Here is a 19,542-nt window from a genome sequence, read left to right as displayed (position 1 = left end):
AATGCGGGCATAATGACACTTCAGCTTGGCAGCGATGAGAAGCGTTCCCCATGGCCCAGACAGCCACCCTGCTGGTAGTCGATGACGAACCCGAACTGGTGGAGATTCTACAGGAATACTTCCAGGGCAAGGGTTATCACGTGGTGCCGGCCCTGAACGCTGCCGCCGCCCGCCTCCAGTTTGCACAACGCCCCCCGGATGTGATGGTGCTGGATATCCACATGCCCGGCGAGGACGGACTCTCCCTTGCCCGCTGGTGCCGGGAACATCATCCACGGGTGGGCATCATCATGCTGACCACCGCCGGCGAGGTGGTGGACCGCATTGTGGGCCTGGAAATGGGGGCCGACGATTACATTCCCAAACCGTTCGACCTGCGTGAAGTGCTGGCCCGGGTCAAGGGCCTGTTGCGGCGCCTGGAGGACGGTGAGCCACCTGCCCCGTCCCACGGCCGCATCCGCTTTGGTGCCACAGAACTGGACCTGAACCAACGCAAATTGCGGGACGGCGCCGGTAACGAGATCGCCATCACCAGCATGGAGTTCGATCTGCTGAAAACCTTCAGCGACAATCCCAACCGGGTACTCAATCGTGACCAGTTGATGGAACTGGCGCACAACAAAGGTTGGGATGTGTTTGACCGTTCCATTGATCTGCGCATCATGCGTCTGCGGCGCAAGATAGAAGCGGAACCGGAAAAACCGGAAATCATCAAAACGGTGCGTGGCGTTGGGTATATGTATGTCTCCGATTGCCGCCGCTGATATTCGTCGCCTGGAATCCACCGAAGAATTGCTCAACGCCCGCAACCGTAAACTGTTGCTGGCCATTGCCCTGCCCCTGTTCTGCGTGGTGCTGGCGTTCGCCCTGCACCAATATCGCAGCCAACGGGCAACGGTGTTGTCGGAACTGGAGCAAAGCAGTGCCGCCTTGGGTATTGCCCTGGACGGTGTCACCGCTGCCACCCAGGCCCATGTCACCCAGATGCAAACGGCAATGCAGGATTGCCTGCGCCAGCAATCGGCATCCCCCCATCCATTGCACCGGCACCTGCAACCTCTGCAGCCGAAAGACGGCTCCCCCTGGACACTGGACCCATTGCCCGCCGAAACCCGCGCGGTGGCCGGGCAACTTGTACGGTTGACCGCCGACGGCCGCGTTGCTGATGTTCACATGGAACTCTGCGCCCTGGAATTATTCAATCTGATCCGCCTCACCCATCAGGTCAACCCGTATTTCCAGTGGTCGTATTTTCTCTCCGCCGATGAACAGATTGCCGCCATTCACCCCTGGGTCAGCAGCACGGCGCTGTCACAGGGGCAGGGCTTCCGTTCCGTGCGAGAGGCCATCCGAAGCTGGTTTCAATACGACGTGTTCCTGGGTGTGCTGCCGGCGCGCAACGGCCAGCGGCAGTTGCATTGGACCTTGCCTTACATTGACGCCGTGGGGGCCGGTGCCATGATTTCGCTGGGGGCTCCGGTGTACGTGGATGACCAGTTCAAAGGTGGTGTCGGTGCGGATGTGAAGCTGTCCACTCTAGAGCAGTTTTTGCAGGCGTTTCCGCGCACCCACGGCCGGCTGTTGATTGTGGATCACCAGGGCATGGTACTGGCAGACACCCAGAGCGGCGCAGACAACGCCATTGAATCGATCACCACCCTGCTACCGGATTGGCCATGGCCGGCGAACCTGGCCATCGCCGCGCCGACGCGACTGACCCATGACACCGGCACCCTGTTACTGCGCCCGGCCAGCCATGCTCCCTGGAGCGTGTTGTATCTGGTGCAGAACAGCGAGATCCAACAGCTGCTGATTCCCCGCCTGATTCCCTATGCGGTGATTCTCGCCGCCCTGATCCTGACCTGCCTGCTGGCGTTGTTTCTGTTGCGCCATGAACTCATCAACCCGGCGTTGTCACTGGTGAATTATATCCAGCGCAGCAGCGTGGACCCGGCCACCGAAAAGCCCCGACTGCCGACCCTGTGGGCGGTGTGGGCGGAAGTCATCGCCCACACGGTGACCGAGAACGTGAATGCAACGCGCAGACTCTACCGCAGCGAAGAACGCCTGCAGCAAATCCTGAACAACTCATCGGCGTTGATTTCGGTGCGCGACCCTGCCGGTTATTTTGTGTCGGCCAACCAGTCGTTTCTGGCCATTACCGCCGCTCCGCATTCCCCGGTGGCCGGCAAACATTTACGGGACCTGTTTCCGGACGCCACCGCAATGAACCTGCTGCGCACGGATCAACAGGTGGTCAGCAACCGCGCCACTCTGGAGCTGGAAGAAACCATTACCCTGCACGACGGCGAGCACACCTACCTGTCCAACCGATTCCCTCTGTACGATGCCGACGGCGCGGTGTATGGCGTGTGCAGCGTCTCTACCGACATCACCAAGGAAAAACGCACCCAGGCGGTGCTGCAGGAAGCGGCCTTTGGTGTATCCCGCGCCAAAGGCAAAGAGGTTTTCGATGTGCTGGTGACACATCTGGCCGCGGCTGTGGGTGCCCGCATGGCGTTGATTGGTCTGCTGGAAGAAGACCACAAGCACATCCAGACCCGGGCGTTGTGCGACCAGGGTGAGATTTCCTCCAACATTATTTATTCCACCGAGGACAGTCCCTGCATCAAAGTGGCACGGCAAGGTTACCATTGTTTCAGTCACAGCCTGGCGCAGTGTTTTCCCGGCTGCGAGGTGGTGCAGGCCTTCCAGTTTGAAAGCTACGCAGGCGTACCCCTGATTGCCTCCACCGGGGAGACTCTGGGGATTCTGGCCGTACTCGACAGCTATACCCTGCCGGACTCTGCCCTACTGGAGTCGGTACTCAAAATCTTTGCCGCCCGTGCTGTGGCAGAGCTGGAGCGCGAGCGTTCTGATGCGGCCATGAAAGTGTCCGAAACCAGCTATCGTTCCATTTTCGAAGCCTCGGAAAGCGCCATACTGGTCCACGACATCAGCACCTGGGCCATTGTCGACGTCAACCCCAAGGCCTGTGAGCTATGGGGTTATAACCGGGAGCAAATGCTGAACCTCAACATTGCTGACATCAGTTCCGGGATTGCGCCCTACACCGGACGGGAAGCCCTGGAGTTGATGCAACGGGCCGCCCGTGGTGAACGCCTGCGGTTTGAATGGCAACGCCAGGAACGCAGCGGCAAGCTGGGCTGGAATGAAGTGTTCTTGCGTCGGGCCAGCATCGGCGGCAATGATCGCATCCTGGCCATCACCAACGACATCAGCGATCGCAAGCAAACCGAGCAACGCCTGCGGGCCAGCGAGGAACAATATCGCGCTGTGTTCAATGCCAGCAGCGATGCCCTGCTGGTGGTGGATGCCAGCGGCGCGGTGGTGGAGACCAACCGACGCTTTGAACAGCTCACCGGGCATTCGACGGAGGAAACCCGGGGCAAATACTTGAATGACGTGTTTGATCAGCTGCATCCCAGCCAGTTGGCACGCATGCAGCCGGCCTCGGGCAGCAGCGGTTATCGCACAGAAGTGGCGCTCAAGTGTCGCCAGCACGACAACCTGAATTGTGAAGTGCATGCCATGCCGGTGACCTACCGGGGGGCGCAACACACCCTGGTGGTGGGCCGGGACATGACCGAGCTGCGTCGTGCTGAACAGGAACTGGCACGGCAACGGGACGCGCTGCGCCAAAGTGAAAAGCTGTCCGCCATGGGGGCTCTGCTGGCCGGCGTCGCCCATGAACTGAATAACCCCCTTGCCATTCTGATGGGCCGCTCTGCCCTGCTGCAGGCCAAGATCTCTGATCCGAACCTGTTAACCGATGTGGAGAAGATCAACGCCGCTGCTGAACGCTGTGCCCGCATCGTCCGCACCTTTCTGGCCATGGCGCGACAACGCCCTTCCCAGCGCAACCCGTTTCAACTCAATGATGTGATTATTGCGGCACTGGACCTGCTGGGTTACGGCCTGCGTGCCAGCGACATCGAAGTCAGTACCGATCTGACACCCGGACTGCCGCTGACCAATATGGACAGCGACCAGATCGGCCAGGTGATCATGAATCTGATCATCAACGCGCAGCAGGCGCTGGAACAGAGCCCCGGTAAGCGCTGCATCCAGATCCACAGTTTTCTGGAACCGGATGCACTGTGTCTGCGGGTCAGGGATAACGGACCCGGTATCCCCGCGCAGGTGAGAAACCGTATCTTCGATCCGTTTTTCACCACCAAGGCCGAAGGTGTGGGTACCGGCGTGGGGCTATCGGTCAGTCGTGCCATTGTGCGGGAACACAAAGGTGAGATGCTGTTGGAGGACGCATCCCCATGGACCTCTTTCCTGATCCGCTTGCCCACCACCCCTCACCCGGCGCAGAGCACCGCCATCAACAACCCACTGATGGAACAGGAACAAACCCGCAGCGTTCTGATCATTGACGATGAGGCCGAAGTGGCGCAGCTGCTGGCGGAAATCCTGCGTGCTGCCGGCTTCAAAACCACGGAATTGGCCAGTGGTCGGGCTGCGGTGGAGTGGCTCGATACCAACGCTTGCGACATCATTCTCTCGGATGTGCGCATGAAAGACATGGATGGCATCGCCCTGTGGCGCTATCTGACCGAGCACCATCCACAACTGACCAAACGTATGGCGTTCATCACTGGCGATACGCTGTCCCCCAGCATTGCGCCTTTCTTGCAGGAAACCGGATTGAATGGCCTGGAGAAACCGTTCACGCCCGAAGCAGTGTTGAAACTGGTTGCCAGCCTGGAAGCCGTCTGATCCGTTTCAGTTGCGTTTCAATACCGTGCAACAAAGTAAACAGAACAGCATGAATTTGAAATCAGCCGGATAATCCACACCCCCACAATATCCCCAACCCAACCTTACATGTTTACCTGCCCGTGGGGAAAGATTATGGCAATTGCGTGCACGAACCTGGTCACCCACTCTGCTTTGCTGTCACCGTCTGCTGTGGACGACGAGTTGCATATTTTACTGCAGCGTATTGCGTTACAAGATCAGAATGCGCTGGCCGCCCTGCACCGCAGAGCGAGCAAGCACCTCAAACAACTGGCGCTGCGACTCCTCAAAGACCATGACCTGAGTGAAGACGTATTGCAGGAATCCTTCCTGCAAATCTGGCAGAACGCAGACCAGTACCGCCGCGCACAAGGCCGCCCCATGACCTGGATGAACACCATTCTGCGTTATCGCGCACTGGATAAACTGAAAGCCGAACAACGGGAACAGAAACGTCGCGATGAGCTGGAATGCAATCTGATTGGCCTGGGTGAGGATCACGCGCCCTGCCCCACCACCGAATTGGAACGAGAGCAACTGCGCCATTGCTGCCAGCGGCAATTGCAGTCCCTGCCGGCGCACCAACAACAGGCAGTGACCCTGGCCTATTTTCATGACCTGAGCCGGGAGGAAATCGCCCGCTATCAGCGGCAGTCAGTAGGCACGGTCAAGTCCCGCCTGCACCGCGGACTGGCGCAGTTGGTGATGCCCGATTGACAACCATTTGACTACCCGTGTCACTGCACCGAATCCACTACCATCCAAACGAGGCTCCACGATGAAAGAGATCACATTACACCACAGCGCCTTCCTGCCCGCCTGGTATCAAACGCGTCGCCATGAGCACACTGCACTTAAGAAGCAGGGCCGAATGCTGCTCAGGTTGCTGAGCTTTGGTGCCAGATTTACGTTGGGGGGATTGGTGGCGATTGCCCTGTGCAGCTTGCCGTCAGCCCTGATTCAAACACCGGCTACGTCCTTCTATGCGGCCTTGAGTGCGGCCATTTCCGTACTGTATATTGCCAGCCTGACGGACATCACACGGATGCGGGAAGGCTTGCCGTTGGTGGCCGCTGCCGCCACCAACTGGGCCCTGCTGGGAATCGACGCGGGCAACGTCAGCCTGGTGATGCTGTCCCTGGCCACCCACGTAGTGATGTCGATCTACGCCATTCTGAGCCAACACGCCAACAGTCTGCGGTTGCTGGGATTGTGGCCGCTGTTGCTGGGCATCGAGCTGTTTTCCCTGCTGTGTTTCGCCCAAGCCTGATATCCCGGCTTGGGCTTATAAACGCACACCAGGGTGTCAGGACTCGCCCGTCCAGATCAGTTCTATGCGGATGCCCCCGGGCTCATAGAACATGGTGTGCAGGGCACCACTATCGCCCAGGGGCTCTGGCGCAAAATCCGCACTCACACCGCTCACGCCCAGAGCCTGTTGATAAAGCTCACGCAGGCTGGCTTCCGAGTCCACCCGCAGGGCGAAGTGATGCAACCCCACCGCACTGCGCCGGTTGAAATCCGCAGCACCGGCATCGGTCTGCCACAGGGTCAGCAGGCATTGCCCGTTGCTGATGAACTTGGCCGGGTAATCCGGTTTTTCCCGTACCACCTTGAATCCCAGAATCTCCGTAAAGAACGCGGTGGTGGTGTCGAGGTCCCGAACCGACAGGCCCAGGTGATGAATGTTCAGTGTGCTCATGGTAACTCCTTGTGTTGGGCGATGAGAGAATCGAGAGCGGCCTGGTCATAGCGTGGCACAATGTGCTGGGAACAGTTCCAGTCAAAGGCCGCCACCTGAATAATGAAGCCCCGCTCCGGTGTAGCGCCGTAATCGGGGTCACAGAGCTCAGCCAGTGCGGCAGAACCCGGTGCCACCTCCTGTGCATACCCCAGCAGTTTCAATCGGCGCCGGTTGGGATAATCCATCAAAAACAGGGCAACCCGTCGGTTCTCCCGCAGGTTGCCGGTGGTGATGTATTGCCGATTGCCTGTGTAATCGGCAAACCCGAGGTGGTGCGCATCCAATACTTTGAGAAACCCCTTGGGCCCGCCGCGGTGCTGGATATAGGGCCAGCCGTCAGGATTGACGCTGGCCAGATAGAAGCTGTCCCGTTGCTGCAGAAACTGAATTTCACGTGCCTCCAGGCGGTGGTGGGAGTCTGCCCCGCCTTCCCAGCGCTGGTAGATGCGGCGACTGTCCCGCTCGTTCTGCACCGCCTTCACGGAGGGGGAAAACAACAGGTCGGCAAATCGGTGTCCCATGGTGTGCTCCCGGTTTCAGTTGTGTGGAGAAGGCTTGTGAAAAAGGCTTTTCCGGATCATCTCAACTATCGCTTGCCTTAAGAATACCCAGCGCCAACAATTAACTATTTCAAAAAATGGAACAGTGACATGGACAAGCTGAAAGCGATGAGTGTGTTTATTGCTGTGGCCGAGGAACAGGGCTTTGCCGCCGCCGCACGGCGACTAGCCTTGTCTGCTCCGGCCGTCACCCGCAGCGTCGCCGAGCTGGAGGAACATCTGGGGGTGATTCTGTTGCTGCGCACCACCCGCCGGGTGCGGCTGACCGAAGCCGGGCAACGTTTTTTGCAGGACGCCCGTCGTATCGTGGCGGATGTTATCAGCACGGAGGAGTCCATCAGCGGCATTCACGGTAACCCGTCCGGTCACCTGGTGGTGACGGCACCGGCCCTGTTCGGCTGCCTGCACGTCACTCCGGTGATCACGGCGTTTCAGGATCGTTACGAAAACGTGACGGTGTCCGCACTGTTTGTGGATCGCATCACCGATCTGATTGAGGAAGGCATTGATGTGGGCATTCGGATCGGCGCCTTGCCGGATTCCTCCATGCGCGCCATTGAGCTGGGGACAGTGACCATGAAAACCTACGCCGCGCCGCAGTATTTACAACAACATGGGGAGCCTGCGGTGCCCGAGGACCTGTATCAGCATCGGTTGATCGCCTCCACCGCCGGCAGTCGTGGTCCCCAGTGGCGTTACTATCAGGATGACAACGAGATCACCCTGCGCGCCACCCCGGTGTTCAGCAGCACCACCAATGATTCGGTGATTGCCGCCGCCGTGGCCGGTCACGGCATCACCCGCGTGCTCTCCTATCAGGCTGCAGCCCAGGTGGCCGCAGGCGCATTGCAACCCATTTTGACTGCGTTTGAGGGCGCCCCCATTCCGGTGAGCATTGTGCATCCACAGGGGCGCAATCTGCCGGCGAAAGTGAGAGCGTTCATCGACCTGGCTGTGCCATCGTTACGGCAGACATTGGGCACCCGATGAAGCGTTTGCCGGTCATGGCTAGTCTTCGATCTTGCCGGTCTCCAGCCGTTTCTGATAGATCATCTGCATTTCGTACAGATCCTGCTGCAACTCAAAAAAGCCGTGCCAGTGCGCATAATCCGCAGCCCCCATCATGGCGCCCTGGCGGGCCCGTCGGCCTTCGTGGTGCCACATGTAGTAATACTTGATCTGGAACGCGTCGGCCCAGGGATTGTCCTTCAACAGTTTTTTCTCTTTTAACTCGTTTAGCATGTTGGTGGCCGGTTGGTAGTAGGCTTCGTTGTACAACTTCACCGCTTTATCGCCCTGGGCGAAGAAACCATCGGTGTGCCTTGGACTGTGGCAGTTGTTGCAAACGGACTTCATCTTTTTACGCCCGGCCGGCCCGTCACCCAACAGCGGGCTGAGCACATCATCCGAACCGCGCACCTTCGATTCCTTGGCCCACAGATTCCAGTACAAACGCTCGCTGACGTTGTGGGTGACGCTCAGTTCACCGATGCCGCTCATATGGCAGGTGGCACAGGTCGGCGCACGATAGTCACCGGGCTCCCAGGCATCCGGTGCAGTGTCCCAACGCCAATTGTCCGAGTTGGTATTGAAGATATGGCCGTGTTTGGAGTTGTTGTAGATTTCAATATTCGGATGATCCGGCCCCAGATGGCAGGAGGCACAGGCATTGGGCTTGCGGGCTTCCGCAATATCAAATGTGTGACGGCTGTGACAAGCGGTACAACTGCCGGTGGAACCATCGGGATAGATGTTTCCCATGCCGTTGTTGGGCCAGGTTTCCGGCGTGGGCCGGTTGTGTTCGTCCAGTTCGATGCGGGTGCCATGACACTGCATGCAACCGGTTTCATTGGGGGCGCCTTTCAGCTCAGGATGGTTCTGGCCTTCATGCACATTGGTCAGGGCATGCAGGTTATCCTTGGGAATAATCTGGTGATAGGCACGAAAGTGACCACTGCTGTCGAACTGTTTTTTCGCATCCACGTGGCAGCGGCCACAGACCGCCGGGGAAACCAATGCCGTCACAAACACATCGGTTCCCACCAGGGATTCATGCTGGGTGGCCATGGGCGAGTCTTTGGCAACCCCATGGCAATCGATGCAACTGACGCCGGCATGGGCGTGCCGGCTCATCTTCCAGTCCGCCACCTGTCCCGGGCTTTCCTGTTGATGACAGCGAATGCACTCCTGGCCGATGCTGGAAATATCCCGCGTCATGTGGAGCGTTTTCACCTGTGCCAGGTTTTGCGAAGCCGGTGCAACCAGGGGCATGGTGACGGTCACGCAAAACAGCATTGCACGCAAGATTCTATTGATCATGGCTTTTCTCCCAACCCTGTTCCTCAAGGTGTATGCCCAGATTGGCATGGCCAACGTGTTGGTGACAGCCCACACAGCGCAAGCCGGTTTCCTCACCACTGAAGTATTTTCGATGGGGCAGGAAGGCTTTCCCATTGGCCATGGAGGTGTGCTGAATGAATTTGTGACATTGCAGGCAGCCGCTGTCATAGACATACCGCTCCCGGTTCTGCCGGTTGCCGTGCCAATCAATGTCCAGGGGGTCTTGCAGAATTTCCATGGTGGGGTCCACCACCCCATGGACGGCTTTCACCCACAGGTAGTGGAGCGCATTATCGTGGGGTATATGGCAGTCACTGCAGCGGGCGCGCCAACCGGCGGGGTTGTTTCCACCGTGCAGGTCTTCCCGGTAGGAGGTGCCAATGGGCTTATGGGAATGGCAACGGGTGCAGAATTCGTAATCACTGGTGAGGTGGATGCCTGTATCCAGTGCCGCCCAGCTGGTGATCATAAACGCCCCGATCAGGGCCGCTATCAAGACCAGCTTGAAGCGCATCATCCTGGGCACCATGCCTCTCCTCGATATCCCTATCGTTAATAGTACCCTGCGCGGGTTATTGCCCCCTCGCCATGGGCACCGATTGGGCGACTGAATGCTTATCCCCACTGACCACGTAACGATTACGGCCGCCATGCTTGGCTTGATAGAGTGCCTGATCTGCCCCTTGCACCAATTGATCCTGGTCAAGGTCCGGTTGCGGGATCAGCACATGAACTCCGACACTGACGGTGATATGGAGGGTTTCCCCCTCCCAGACATAGAGCTTGTCCGCCGCCGCCTGCACAATCATCTCAGCCACGTGGCGCGCGCCCTCCACCGGCGTTTCCGGCAGCAACACGGCAAATTCCTCCCCTCCATAACGGGCGATGACATCCGTGGGTCGATGCAGCAACGAAGACAGCAGCGCCCCCAACTCCCGCAGCACCATGTCGCCACAGGGGTGGCCCAGGCTATCGTTCACCTGTTTGAAGTGGTCCACATCCAACAACAGCAGGGCCAGGGGTTGTTGCTTGCGCTGCAACTGCTGCCACAAGGCTTGCAACTGCGCATCGAACAGACGGCGATTGAACAGCCCGGTGAGCCCGTCCCTGGAACTGAGTTGCTCCAGTTCCTGGTTGGCCTTTTCCAGATCCTGAAGCGTGCGCGCCAGGTCCGCTGTACGCTCCTCCACCACTTGCTCCAGGCTTTCCCGATGCTGGATTTCCATCTGCAATGACTGCTCCTTGGCCTGGCTGGCCTCGACCTCCCGCTGCAGTGCCAGCTCCTGCGCCCGGATGCGCTCCACCCGTTCCAGGTTGATTTTGTTCAACGCCCACTCTTTTTCCTGCCGTTCCTGATTGATGCGGAACGACAACGCAAAGGAGAAAATCAGGATTTCCAGGGAAACCCCGATACGCAGGCCATAACTGGCCAGAAAGTCGTTGTAGAAAATCCCCATGCGGCTGAACACAAACAGCAGGATAAACGCAAACAGCATGCCCCAGCCGGCCATCACAATCTGAGCCGGGCGGGAGCCATGCATCGACAGGCGCCAGATCCCCACCACGCCCAGCACCATGGATGCCGCCACGTTGAGTGCCATCAGGCTCACCACCGTCTGATACGGGAGCAACACCAGCCCCAGGCACAACAGTGCGTGCAAGCCCAACATGGAAAGGTACACCCGCCACAGCACCGGGAAGTGCTGGCCGAAATCGAGGAAGGTACCGAAAAATGCAGCAATGGACATATAAATCAGCAGCGACATCAAGGGCACGGAATAATGCTGCAGCGAGGGCACCCCCGGGAACAGGTATTCGTACAGCAAACCCTGCTGACTGAGAAAGAACAGCAACATCGACAGCACATAGCAGGCATAGAACAGATAGGACTTGTCCCGCAGAATCACATAGATTGCCAGGGAGTAGGCTGCCATGATGATCAGAAAACCATGAAAAATGCCGTCCACCAGGGAGCGACGGTCCGACATGAAGGTGTGGTAAAAATGCTCTGATAACGTCAGCGGCAGCTCCAGCGCTTCGGTGCTGCTCACCTTCATATAGAGGCGGTAATCCTGGTCAGGTTGCAGCTGCAACGGAAACTGCAGACGGGAGGCCTCCAGCGGTCGCTGTGAGAACGGCATGGCATCCCCCGCGTGCCATTGCTGCAAGCGGCGCTCCCCCTGATACAGATACAGCCAGACGTGATCGATCATGGGGTTGGCCAGTTCCAGTATCCAGTAGCGGGACACATCCCCCTCAGTGCGCAGATCCATCACAAACCAGTGAGGTTCCGTCTGGAAGCCCAGGCTGATGGTGTTACCCGAGCTCTCCTGCCAGTCGGCAGCGGGAATGGAGTGCAGTGCCTCCGGCGTATCCAGATCAGAGGTCACATAACGAATCCGGCTGCCGATTTTTACGGTGCGGGTAAAGGGTGAAAGGGTCAGGGGCCCCTCTGTAGACTGCCAACCGATGTCGTCTGCACGGGCACCAGAAGCGAGCAGGAGCAAAACTCCCAATAGAAAACAAAGAGATACCCAACCTGAGGCACAATTAAACTGCATTGGCGATACCACTGGAACGGCTGGTTTACCAATTCAGTATAGTTAACCCCAGGAAATTCGCGGTTAAAAAACGGGCACCTGGGACCACCAGGTGCCGGCGAAAGGATGAACGGTCAGGGGCTGGAAGATCAGGCGCTCTGGCGCCACTTGTCCCGTAGTGATTTAGGGCCGATGTCTTCCACCGTATAACCGTCGGGATGGGTGGGGAACTGCTGGAAGGTCATCACCTGCGGATTCTTGTGCTTGGGCAGCAACCGCATCAACTTGGCCCGCACCCGCAGGGCGGCCTCCACCCGACGCCGGGTGGCCGGGCTGGGCAGCGGGTAGTTCATGGCCTTCAACAGGGGCTCGTCCATCAGGGCATAGACGGCAGGCTCCGCGGTCTTCCACAACGACTTGGGCAAATAGAAGCTCAACAGCAGATCCCGGGTGCAGTTGGCCACCCGTTGCGTGGCTTCGGTATTGGCGAACATCTTGTTCTCGTAATCCAGGCTCCACTGCTCAAACGCTTCATAGGTTGGCGGGATATCCTGGATACGCATGCGCTCACCCACCGCAGACCAGAAATGATACAAAGCCAGGCATTCGTTCCGGTATAGCGTGCGCCAGCCGAACTTGTTGATCCAGCGAATGGGCTCATAGATGAAGGTGGACAGGGTATACAGAAAATCATCATTGCTGATGTCATATTGCCCGTGCATGCGGTTCATGCGCTTGATGAAGGCACCGCCCCGCTCCGAGTAATAGCCGTTGATCATGATCTCATTGATGATGATGGAGGTGTCGTCGTAGCGACGCAGAGTGTCGTTGCTGAACTCGCCGGTGCGATCCAGCAAGGCAGCAATGGACGGCACTGCAAACGTGCGAAACAGGGCCAGCTCCAGGGCACGGGTCATATCCCAGGGGAATTCCAGGTACGAAGTGAGAAAAACGATGCGCTGGCAGTCCGCTTTCGGGTCCAGCCGCTCAATTTCTTTCTGTACATTCATGCGCTTTTTCATGTTTCCCCCTACAACTTGGATTGGTGGCGAGAAGGTAACACAGGCTGTATAGGGTGAGGATGGCCTAACCCATCAGCCAGGATGGCCAAAACTACCACAGAAAGTGAGACTATACGCCATCATCAATGGGTTAGATTTGGTGCATGGGGCCGGATCATGCACCTTTCTTTTCTGCCTACCACAACAAAATCAAGCAATTCAAGAGCATTATTCCCGTTTCTGGAGCCTGAAAAATTCCCTGGCATAAAGATTGCTGAACAAATCGCGCTCAGTAATAAGATCTCGCATTTTTATTCCACATTTGAACTGAGGTTTCCCCAATGAAACGATTTACAGTGCTGACGCTCGCGGCTTTACCTGTGGATACCTGGGCCGCTGTCGGTGACGAACCGGTGAATACCGTCTGGCTGGTGGTGGCTGCCGCCCTGGTGTTTTTTATGCAGACCGGCTTTGCCCTGCTGGAAAGCGGCATGTCCCGCAGCAAGAACGCGGTCAACGTGGTGATGAAGAATTACATGGATGTGTGCCTGGGCAGTATGGTGTTCTGGGCCTTCGGCTTCGGCATCATGTTCGGCCTCAACCAGACCGGCTTTTTCGGTGCCAGCCACTGGCTGCCCCAATTCAATGACGAGTGGTCCTACACCTTTCTGTTATTCCAGATCATGTTTGCCGCCACCGCCACCACCATTGCCAGCGGCGCCATGGCGGAACGCACCCGTTACTCCGGCTACCTGGTGGGGGCAATCATCATCACTGGCTTCATCTACCCGGTGTTCGGCAGCTGGGGTCTGGGGTGGTTTCTTCGGCGGCAAGGGCTGGCTGTCGGAGCTGGGCTTTGTGGATTTTGCCGGTTCCACCGTCGTGCACTCGGTGGGGGCCTGGTGTGCCCTGGCCGGCATCATGGTGGTGGGCCCCCGCCTGGGCCGCTTTGATCCGGAAACCGGTGTGGCCCGCCTCATCCCCGGCCACAACCTGAATAATGTAGCCCTGGGCGGATTCATCCTGTGGCTGGGCTGGTTCGGCTTTAATGCCGGCAGCACCCTGCAGGCGGACAGCAGCCTGGGCAAGATCGCCCTCAACACCCATCTGGCGGCCTGTGCCGGAGCCGTGGGTACCTTCCTGGCCCAAACCCTGACCCGCAAGCCGGTGCTGCTCACCCACACCATCAACGGCAGTCTCGGCGGCCTGGTGGCCATCACCGCCGGCTGCGCTACCATGGCGCCCACCTACGCGGTCATCACCGGCCTGGTGGGCGGTGTTCTGGTGATCATCGGCAGCTACCTGTTGGAGCTGCTGCAACTGGATGACGCCGTAGGCGCCATCCCCGTGCACGGTTTTGCCGGCGTCTGGGGCACGCTGGCCGCCGGCTTTTTCATGGAAGGGGACCTGTTCAACCTGCAGCAGCTCGGGGTGCAGGCCCTTGGCTGCGCGGTGGCATTCCTGTGGGCCTTTCCCACCGCGTTCATCGCCTACTGGTTGCTGGAAAAGCTGATCGGTCTGCGCGCCTCCAATCTGGATCAGCAGCGGGGTATGGACTACAGCGAACACGCCGAACGGGGCTATCCGGAGTTTGACCGCCTGCCCCTGCATAAACCCCTGGCCGGTTAAGGAGGGCTTATCATGGATCAGCAACACGTATTACAGCGTCGCGCCATCTATACGGTGCTCCAGGAGTGTCTGAACGAGGATCAGATCATCGAAGCACTGTTGGTGTTCGAAGAGCATCACAAGGGCAAGCCCTCCATCGCCATCCACGAATACCTGACCCGCATTGGCCATTTGTTCGAACAGAAAATGGATACCAAACACATCCGGCGCCGCCTGATGGAAGTGCTGGTGCGGCGCTCCCACGACCTGGCGCCGGACCCCATGCCGCTGCTGGAACGGGCCCGCGCCAAAACCGCCAGCACCGTGTTTGACCTGAAGCCCACCGAGTCGCAACTGGCCCTGCACAGCCTGATCTCGGAGTTGATGCGCAAGGCCTCGGTGGGCCAACGCAAGCAGCTGCATGAACAGTTGGCCAAACAGCTGGGCAAGCGCTTCGTCAACGGCAGCTATGATCTGCTGGCCCAGTATCTGTTGTCGGATAATCCGCAGTATCTGGCCCGCTTTGATGACCGCGCGTTACAGGACTTTTTCACTGTGATTTACGTGGCCTGTTGTGAAGTGCTGGGGCCGGTGAAAACCGACCAGTGGTTTGGCACTGCGGTCCATAGCATTCGCCAGCACAACGCCGAGGCCGGGGAACAACTGAACCGCTTTCTCTGAGCCTATCAGGCAACAATGGGCACACCGTGGTGGTGATCATCGGTGAGGATTTCAAAGGCGGCGCGATGCTCCGTGTGCAATCGGATCTCGGCCTTGCCTTTGGGCGTGATGGTCAACCGGCACTGAGCCAGCTTGCTGTTGAGGCAGGTGTGTGAACCGCCGGGTGGATTGTGATAGGTGAGCCCCACAAAGAGATGTTGGGGCGCGCTGATCACCCCCCGGATGCGGGCCTGTTGATTGCGGCTTTCAAACTCCCAGTTGAAATAGTCATAGCGCCCCCTGGCCAGAGCCGCCTGCACCAGGTTTGTCATCACATAGGTCTCCCCCGCCACCCGGCAGACCAGCATGGTCATGCGCGGCGATTTGAACGGGCCAAGGCGTACCCGCACCGTGGCGCACTCCAGAAATGCGTCACTGTCGTTGTCGAAGCCTGCCACCTGACCCCAGGCGTACTCGTCGGTGTGCTGGCTGCCCCAGTTGTGATTCTCACTGCCCACCCAATGATCCACCACGATGGTTTCGCCGTTTACCCGTAAGGTGCCCCGAAACACTGCATTGGGGTTGGCCACCAGGGCCTTGGCTTTGGGCAAGGGCGTGTCGTAGAGGGATTGCGGCAGCAAAAACACCGGCTCATCACCGGGCTGGTAGGACAGATCCCATTCGATCCGGTTACGACCCTGCCTGGCTTCGCCGATGGCCACCCCGGGGCGCAGGCGGGATTGTTTCAACAATACGTTAAGCTGGCCGTTGTCGAATTGGCATTGCGCCAGAGGGCAGGATTCCTTGGCCACCACAATGCGGTTGCGTTCACCGTCAAACAGGATGGCCCATAACTCACCCAGGTTGTGCTCGGCATGGCCCTTGGGCGCAAAAATGGTGTAACGCAGCCAGAACGCCAAAGGGCGGCTGGGGTGGTTGGCCCGCACAAAATAACTTTCGTAATGCCCTGCCGCGTGGTGCAGATAACGGCACTCATTCATGGCGCGCCGCTGTTCCGCATACGGGTCCAGTCTGGTCGCGTCCGTGAAACTGTCCATGGTCTTAAAGCCTCAACACACTCAAATGGTGGCGTAACGGGAAAGCCGTAACGCTTTAAACGGAAAGGTGACCAGGGAATCCTCATAGGCGACTTCAATGTAACCGATGGCCTGGCCGTTCTGATACAACGTCAACGGGCACATGGTGAGCGATTCCTTCAGATTCATCAGATCGTAAGATTTTTCACCCTTGGCCTCCACGGGCCCCACCCCCGGCAAATCGAACCACAATTCATAACGGGGGCCTGCGGGTTTGAGGGTGAAATAACCGTGGGTCTCTGTGCTGACATGACGCTGGGACAGCGTGATCGAGCCCAGGAATGGCTGCGGCTTCCAGAGTTTAAGGCGATGCATGAACGTCACATCAATGGAAAATTCCAGCGGCTCCTTCTGGTGGGAGGCGTTCAGTTCCAGCCAGCCTTTCATGGTTTCTTTAAGCTTGAGTGTCAGCATAGTGGCCTCCCTGTGATTTCTTGTAGGTATAACCCAACCCGGTGCAAAACTCGATGATCCAGATCACACAGAATCTGTTCCGCTATGAGACGAACTTTAGCAACCGTCGCAGCGGCCTGAAGCGTCTAGCTCACCCGGGCACGGCACTCCAACAGGGTATCCGGGGCAGCCCCCAGTTGGGCAACCAATTGATCACCGACCTGCAGTGGCCCCACCCCGGCCGGTGTCCCGGTCAGCACCACATCACCAGGTAGCAGGGTAAAGTAACGGCTCATGTACGCCAGCAGTTCATACAGCGGTGTGATCATGTCGGCGGTAGTGCCCTGCTGGCGCGCTGATCCATTCACCTGCAGGCTCAGTTCGGTGTGCAGTGGATCACTCAATGCGGCAGCGGGTACGAACGCCGACAACGGGCAGGCGCCGTCAAAACTCTTGGCGACTTCCCAGGGGTGGCCTTTTTCTTTCAGCTTGGCTTGCAGATCCCGCAGGGTCAGATCCAGCCCCAGGCCGAAGCCCTTGATTGCGGCTTGCGCTTCGGTTTCACTGGCATGCCGCAGCGGTTTGCCGATCAACACTGACATTTCCAGTTCGTGATGACATTCGCCCTGTTGTTTGGGAATGGCAATCTCACCCGCGAACGGCACCACGGCGGTGGCGGGTTTGATGAACAGGATGGGCGTGGTGGGCACCGGGTTATTCAGTTCCCGGGCGTGGGCGGCGTAGTTACGGCCCACACACACCACTTTGCCCAGGGGCAGATCCAGGGTTTCGCCATTGAGGATGTGTTGATACGCCGTGATGTGATCGTTCATGGGGCCTTCTTTTATTCTATCGCTTGCTGGTTCAATCGGTTTCGTAATCCACAACCCGGCGCTCACTGCGGATGGCTTGCATGAAAGGAAACACCGCCACGTGCTCCGGATGTTGTTGATAGCGCTGCAGGGCGGCGCGGTCTTCAAATTCGGAATACAGCAGCAGGTCCATGGAGGTCTCGGTAGCGGAAAAGTCGATGCCCACTTCCAGCTTCAACAAACCGGGCACCTTGCCGTTCAGGGCTTCCAGTTTGGCTTTGGCCAGCTGCGCATTGTGGGCTTTGCTGTTGCCCTCGGCCTGTTCCAGCAGCTTCCACATCACAATATGTTTAATCATTATGGCCCCCGTTCTCACCCGTTAAAGATCAAAGACTTTGCCGGGGTTCATGATGTTGTTGGGGTCAAAGCTGCGTTTCACCGCCCGCATGTAATCGATCTCCGCTGCACTGCGGGTGTACTGCAGATAGGGCTTTTTGGTCATGCCCACCCCGTGCTCGGCGGACACACTGCCATGGTATTTCTGCACGGTTTCGAACACCTGGGTATTCACCTGTTCGCAACGCTGGAAAAATTCCTCTTTGCTGAGGGCCTGGGGCTTCAGGATATTCAGGTGCAGGTTGCCGTCGCCGATGTGACCGAACCAGACGATCTCAAAATCCGGGTATTGAGTGCTGACGATGGAATCGATCTCTTCCAGAAAATCCGGCACTTTCGACACCAGTACAGACACATCGTTTTTGTAAGGAGTGAATGGCGCAATGGTTTCGCTGATGCCTTCCCGCAGACGCCACAGGTTGGCCGCCTGGGTTTCACTCTGGCTGATGACCCCATCCAGAACCCAACCTTCCTCTACACAGTGCTCGAACAGGCTCATGGCCTGCTCCAGTACGTCTTCGGTGGGGGCTTCAAATTCCAGCAGCGCGTAATACGGGGTGGCGGCTTCAAATGGACGGGGCACGTCCTGGTGCTCAGTCACCAGCTGCACTGCCTTGTCGGAGAAGAACTCAAACGCGGTCAGGTCGATCTGGCTCTGGAACGTCTCCAGCACCTTCATGATGGCGCGGAACTCCGGCACCCCCAACACCAGCACGGTAAGGTTCTTGGGGCTGCGGGCCAGCTTCATGGTGGCCTCAACAATAAAGCCCAGGGTACCCTCGGCGCCGATGAACAGGTGGCGGAAATCATAGCCGGTGGCGTTCTTGTCCAGACCCACGTTCAGGTCCAGCAGATCCCCCTTGCCGGTGACCACCTTGAGGCCCTTCACCCACTCCCGGGTCATACCGTAACGGATCACTTTGATGCCACCGGCGTTGGTGGAGATATTGCCCCCTAACTGACTGGAACCGGCGGAAGCAAAGTCCACCGGGTAGTAAAGGTTATTTTCTTCCGCAAACTGCTGCAGTTGCTCGGTGACCACCCCGGCCTGGCACTGCACAGTGCGATCAATGGGGTTGAAACCGTTGATTTTATTCATCAAATCAAACGCCACCACCACTTCACCATGGGCCGCCACCGCCGCCGCACTGAGGCCGGTGCGCCCGCCAGAGGGCACCAGGGCCAGCTTGTGTTCGTTGGCATAGCGTACAACAGCCTGCACCTGCTCCACGGTTTTCGGCAATACAATGGCCAGGGGCTGGGGTTCGTACTTCTTGGTCCAGTCGCAACCGTAATGCTTGAGGCTGTCGGCATCGGTAAGTAAACGGCCCGCATCCACAAGCTGGCTTAATCCGGCAATGATCTGGTTGGTGTCGGTCATGGTTTTCTCTTTATTTACAGCTGGTTATTCAGGATATTGAGGCGAACCGAGCGGTCACACGCCCCCTGGGCAGGCAATCCGGAAGTGCGTCCATTAGGGAATTTCACACCACCATGCGAGATTTTCACGGATCTTTTCACGGTGCGGGACTGCGTTTTCGATGCGATATGATACCATAGCCGCCCTCAAAGCTACCCCCATTTGATACGAGTAAACAGCATGAGCACGACTTCTCTGGAT

The 19,542-nt window shown here is 58.2% G+C and carries 19 protein-coding genes; 8 read left to right on the top strand and 11 right to left on the bottom strand.

Going from position 1 to position 19,542, the window contains the following annotated elements:
* Positions 1-50: 50 nt before the first annotated feature.
* From D9N14_RS02730 to D9N14_RS02715, 4 genes are all read left to right on the top strand, one after another.
* Entirely contained in the window at positions 51-764 is a 714-nt protein-coding gene (locus tag D9N14_RS02730) for a response regulator (protein WP_290576627.1), read from the top strand.
* On the top strand, positions 742-4,749 hold the full coding sequence (locus tag D9N14_RS02725; RefSeq protein WP_290576625.1) for a PAS domain S-box protein: 4,008 nt from the start codon (positions 742-744) through the stop codon (positions 4,747-4,749). Before D9N14_RS02730 ends, D9N14_RS02725 begins: the two co-directional genes overlap by 23 nt.
* 135 nt (positions 4,750-4,884) lie before the next feature.
* Positions 4,885-5,487, top strand: coding sequence for an RNA polymerase sigma factor (locus D9N14_RS02720; RefSeq protein ID WP_290576623.1), 603 nt, complete (start codon positions 4,885-4,887; stop codon positions 5,485-5,487).
* Positions 5,488-5,548: 61 nt separating this feature from the next.
* The gene (locus tag D9N14_RS02715) at positions 5,549-6,040 is read left to right on the top strand and encodes a hypothetical protein (protein WP_290576621.1); all 492 of its coding nucleotides are present in this window, start codon (positions 5,549-5,551) and stop codon (positions 6,038-6,040) included.
* 36 nt (positions 6,041-6,076) lie between these two features.
* On the opposite strand, the gene D9N14_RS02710 is transcribed toward D9N14_RS02715, so the two are convergent.
* Both D9N14_RS02710 and D9N14_RS02705 read right to left on the bottom strand, forming a co-directional pair.
* Positions 6,077-6,472, bottom strand: a complete 396-nt coding sequence (locus D9N14_RS02710) for a VOC family protein (protein WP_290576619.1) — start codon at positions 6,470-6,472, stop codon at positions 6,077-6,079.
* Positions 6,469-7,035: a pyridoxamine 5'-phosphate oxidase family protein gene (locus D9N14_RS02705; protein ID WP_290576617.1), complete on the bottom strand. Its 567-nt coding sequence runs from the start codon at positions 7,033-7,035 to the stop codon at positions 6,469-6,471. The genes D9N14_RS02710 and D9N14_RS02705 overlap by 4 nt, the downstream gene beginning before the upstream one ends.
* 129 nt (positions 7,036-7,164) lie before the next feature.
* Here D9N14_RS02705 and D9N14_RS02700 point away from each other — a divergent pair, with 129 nt between their 5' ends.
* Positions 7,165-8,064, top strand: coding sequence for a LysR substrate-binding domain-containing protein (locus D9N14_RS02700; RefSeq protein WP_290576615.1), 900 nt, complete (start codon positions 7,165-7,167; stop codon positions 8,062-8,064).
* A gap of 18 nt (positions 8,065-8,082) precedes the next feature.
* Here the strand turns inward: D9N14_RS02700 and D9N14_RS02695 are convergent, their stop codons facing one another.
* The 4 genes from D9N14_RS02695 to D9N14_RS02680 form a co-directional block, all read right to left on the bottom strand.
* A complete protein-coding gene (locus D9N14_RS02695) occupies positions 8,083-9,393 on the bottom strand; it encodes a multiheme c-type cytochrome (RefSeq protein ID WP_290576613.1) in 1,311 nt (436 codons plus the stop codon).
* Positions 9,383-9,943, bottom strand: coding sequence for a cytochrome c3 family protein (locus tag D9N14_RS02690; RefSeq protein ID WP_290576611.1), 561 nt, complete (start codon positions 9,941-9,943; stop codon positions 9,383-9,385). The genes D9N14_RS02695 and D9N14_RS02690 overlap by 11 nt, the downstream gene beginning before the upstream one ends.
* Before the next feature lie 43 nt (positions 9,944-9,986).
* Positions 9,987-11,921: a diguanylate cyclase gene (locus D9N14_RS02685; protein ID WP_290576609.1), complete on the bottom strand. Its 1,935-nt coding sequence runs from the start codon at positions 11,919-11,921 to the stop codon at positions 9,987-9,989.
* Between the two features lie 182 nt (positions 11,922-12,103).
* Positions 12,104-12,976 carry an oxygenase MpaB family protein gene (locus tag D9N14_RS02680; protein ID WP_290576603.1) on the bottom strand — a complete coding sequence of 291 codons (873 nt, stop codon included), beginning with the start codon at positions 12,974-12,976 and terminating at the stop codon, positions 12,104-12,106.
* 320 nt (positions 12,977-13,296) lie between these two features.
* Between D9N14_RS02680 and D9N14_RS02675 the strand changes: the two genes are divergently transcribed.
* From D9N14_RS02675 to D9N14_RS02665, 3 genes are read left to right on the top strand one after another with little or no spacing between them, the layout of a single operon-like run.
* On the top strand, positions 13,297-13,908 hold the full coding sequence (locus D9N14_RS02675; RefSeq protein ID WP_290576601.1) for an ammonium transporter: 612 nt from the start codon (positions 13,297-13,299) through the stop codon (positions 13,906-13,908).
* Positions 13,814-14,584, top strand: coding sequence for an ammonium transporter (locus D9N14_RS02670; RefSeq protein WP_290576599.1), 771 nt, complete (start codon positions 13,814-13,816; stop codon positions 14,582-14,584). Before D9N14_RS02675 ends, D9N14_RS02670 begins: the two co-directional genes overlap by 95 nt.
* A gap of 12 nt (positions 14,585-14,596) precedes the next feature.
* Positions 14,597-15,244, top strand: a complete 648-nt coding sequence (locus D9N14_RS02665; RefSeq protein WP_290576597.1) for a hypothetical protein — start codon at positions 14,597-14,599, stop codon at positions 15,242-15,244.
* A 5-nt stretch (positions 15,245-15,249) separates the two neighbouring features.
* On the opposite strand, the gene D9N14_RS02660 is transcribed toward D9N14_RS02665, so the two are convergent.
* From D9N14_RS02660 to D9N14_RS02640, 5 genes are all read right to left on the bottom strand, one after another.
* Positions 15,250-16,281, bottom strand: coding sequence for a hypothetical protein (locus tag D9N14_RS02660; protein WP_290576595.1), 1,032 nt, complete (start codon positions 16,279-16,281; stop codon positions 15,250-15,252).
* A gap of 21 nt (positions 16,282-16,302) precedes the next feature.
* A complete protein-coding gene (locus tag D9N14_RS02655) occupies positions 16,303-16,734 on the bottom strand; it encodes a hypothetical protein (RefSeq protein ID WP_290576593.1) in 432 nt (143 codons plus the stop codon).
* Between the two features lie 125 nt (positions 16,735-16,859).
* On the bottom strand, positions 16,860-17,546 hold the full coding sequence (locus tag D9N14_RS02650; protein WP_290576591.1) for a fumarylacetoacetate hydrolase family protein: 687 nt from the start codon (positions 17,544-17,546) through the stop codon (positions 16,860-16,862).
* 31 nt (positions 17,547-17,577) lie between these two features.
* A complete protein-coding gene (locus tag D9N14_RS02645) occupies positions 17,578-17,883 on the bottom strand; it encodes a Dabb family protein (RefSeq protein WP_290576589.1) in 306 nt (101 codons plus the stop codon).
* 21 nt (positions 17,884-17,904) lie between these two features.
* Positions 17,905-19,302 carry an FAD-binding oxidoreductase gene (locus tag D9N14_RS02640; RefSeq protein ID WP_290576587.1) on the bottom strand — a complete coding sequence of 466 codons (1,398 nt, stop codon included), beginning with the start codon at positions 19,300-19,302 and terminating at the stop codon, positions 17,905-17,907.
* Positions 19,303-19,542: the final 240 nt, after the last annotated feature.

Origin of the sequence: Ketobacter sp. (assembly GCF_003671495.1) — a bacterium.
GTDB lineage: Bacteria > Pseudomonadota > Gammaproteobacteria > Pseudomonadales > Ketobacteraceae > Ketobacter.
The sequence above is the reverse complement of the archived record's forward strand: the minus strand, read 5'-3'. Positions and strand labels throughout refer to the sequence as shown.